1 tRNA gene and 2 rRNA genes (1 of these 3 cut by a window edge) are annotated in these 2,500 nt (G+C 54.5%); all 3 read right to left on the minus strand.

What is annotated here, in order from left to right:
- Positions 1–3: 3 nt before the first annotated feature.
- Positions 4–80: transfer RNA gene (locus tag CA237_RS18980), tRNA-Met, on the minus strand.
- A gap of 72 nt (positions 81–152) precedes the next feature.
- Positions 153–267: ribosomal RNA gene (rrf, locus tag CA237_RS18985) — 5S ribosomal RNA — on the minus strand.
- Between the two features lie 137 nt (positions 268–404).
- Positions 405–2,500 (minus strand): 23S ribosomal RNA (locus tag CA237_RS18990) (it continues 695 nt past the right edge of the window).

Genomic DNA, 2,500 nt, shown 5'->3' on the forward strand with positions numbered 1-2,500 from the left:
GTTTGGTTGCGGGGACAGGATTTGAACCTGTGACCTTCAGGTTATGAGCCTGACGAGCTACCGGGCTGCTCCACCCCGCGCCACCATGGTCGCCCTGTTGGGCGGAAGGGGTGTTATGACGAGTGTGAATGGATATGTGCACCGGCTTCAATGCCTGGCGACGACCTACTCTTCCACTGCTTAGGCAGTAGTACCATTGGCGCGGTTTGGTTTCACGGCCGAGTTCGGGATGGGATCGGGTGGTTCACAAACGCTATAGCCACCAGGCAATGAAGCGGGTGCACATGTTTTTCAAATCGGTGTTTCAAGGGCTGAGGGTTTCAACCACGTGTGTCAGCCAGTGCTGACGTTGGGGGTGTGAACTCTCTGGCATCCATAAAAGTAGTACTTTTATGGAAACCTGTTTCAAGCGCGAATAGGACAATTAGTATCGGTTAGCTTCACGCATTACTGCGCTTCCACATCCGATCTATCGAGGTCGTGGTCTCCGACCGTCCTAAGAAATCTTATCTTGAGGGAGGCTTCCCGCTTAGATGCTTTCAGCGGTTATCCCGTCCATGCATAGCTACCCTGCTGCGCCGTTGGCACGACGACAGGTACACCAGAGGCATGTTCACCCCGGTCCTCTCGTACTAGGGGCAACTCCTCTCAAATTTCGACGCCCACGGCAGATAGGGACCAAACTGTCTCGCGACGTTCTGAACCCAGCTCACGTACCACTTTAATTGGCGAACAGCCAAACCCTTGGGACCTGCTCCAGCCCCAGGATGTGATGAGCCGACATCGAGGTGCCAAACAACCCCGTCGATATGAGCTCTTGGGGGTTATCAGCCTGTTATCCCCGGCGTACCTTTTATCCGTTGAGCGATGGCCCTTCCACGAGGGACCACCGGATCACTATGACCGACTTTCGTCTCTGCTCGACTTGTCAGTCTCGCAGTCAGGCTGGCTTATGCCATTGCACTCTAACAGACGGTTTCCAACCGTCCTGAGCCAACCTTCGCGCGCCTCCGTTACTCTTTAGGAGGCGACCGCCCCAGTCAAACTACCCGCCACAGAGGGTCCCTCAACCAGTTTCATGGTTGCAGGTTAGACATCAGAAAACAACAGGGTGGTATTTCACCTATGGCTCCACACCGGCTGGCGCCAATGCTTCAAAGCCTCCCACCTATGCTACACAGTTCTTTCCTAATGCCACTCTGAAGCTGCAGTAAAGGTGCACGGGGTCTTTCCGTCTAACCGCGGGTACTCCGCATCTTCACGGAGAATTCAATTTCGCTGAGCATGTCCTGGAGACAGTGGGGAAGTCGTTACGCCATTCGTGCAGGTCGGAACTTACCCGACAAGGAATTTCGCTACCTTAGGACCGTTATAGTTACGGCCGCCGTTTACCTGGGCTTCATTTCAGAGCTTGCACCCCTCCACTTAACCTTCAGGCACCGGGCAGGCGTCAGGCCCTATACGTCGTCTTGAAGCCGACTTAGCAGAGCCCTGTGTTTTTGCTAAACAGTCGCTACCCCCTGGCCTGTGCCCCCTGATAGAGCTTGCGCTTAATCAGGGCCTCCTTCTTCCGAAGGTACGGAGGCAATTTGCCGAGTTCCTTCAGGACACTTCTCTCAAGCGCCTTGGTATACTCTACCTGACCACCTGTGTCGGTTTCGGGTACGGTCTATACGGTGGGGCTATTTCCCGGGACAGCTTCGAAGCCGGATCAATCCGATAAGATCCGACAACACACGCCATCCGTCACACACCACCAGGCCCACGAATATTAACGTGGTTCCCATCGACTACCCCCTTCGGGCTCGTCTTAGGGGCCGGCTCACCCTGCGCGGATTAGCCTTGCGCAGGAACCCTTGGTCTTTCGGCGAGAGGGCATCTCACCCTCTTTATCGCTACTCATGTCTGCATTCGCACTTCCGATACCTCCACGGTCCATTACCAGACCGCTTCACAGGCGTACGGAACGCTCCGCTACCGCGTACACAAAGTGTACACCCTAAGCTTCGGTGCGTGTCTTGAGCCCCGTTACATCTTCGCCGCAGGAACCCTTGTTTAGACCAGTGAGCTGTTACGCTTTCTTTAAAGGATGGCTGCTTCTAAGCCAACCTCCTGGTTGTTTTGGGATTCCCACATGCTTTCCCACTTAGACACGACTTGGGGACCTTAGCTGTAGGTCAGGGCTGTTTCCCTTTTGACGACGGACCTTAGCACCCGCCGTCTGTCTCCCGGATATCACTCTTATGTATTCGGAGTTTGGTTAGTATTGGTAGATCTCGCGACCCCCGCAACCATCCAGTGCTCTACCCCATAAGGTGTCCATCCGAGGCACTACCTCAATAGTTTTCGCGGAGAACCAGCTATTTCCCGGCTTGATTGGCCTTTCACCCCTAAACACAACTCATCCGGTAACTTTTCAACGTTAATCGGTTCGGACCTCCAGTGGGTGTTACCCCACCTTCATCCTGGTCATGCCTAGATCGCCGGGTTTCGGGTCTAA

The sequence above is a fragment of the Sphingomonas sp. ABOLH genome (assembly GCF_003951715.1).
GTDB lineage: Bacteria > Pseudomonadota > Alphaproteobacteria > Sphingomonadales > Sphingomonadaceae > Sphingomonas > Sphingomonas hankookensis_A.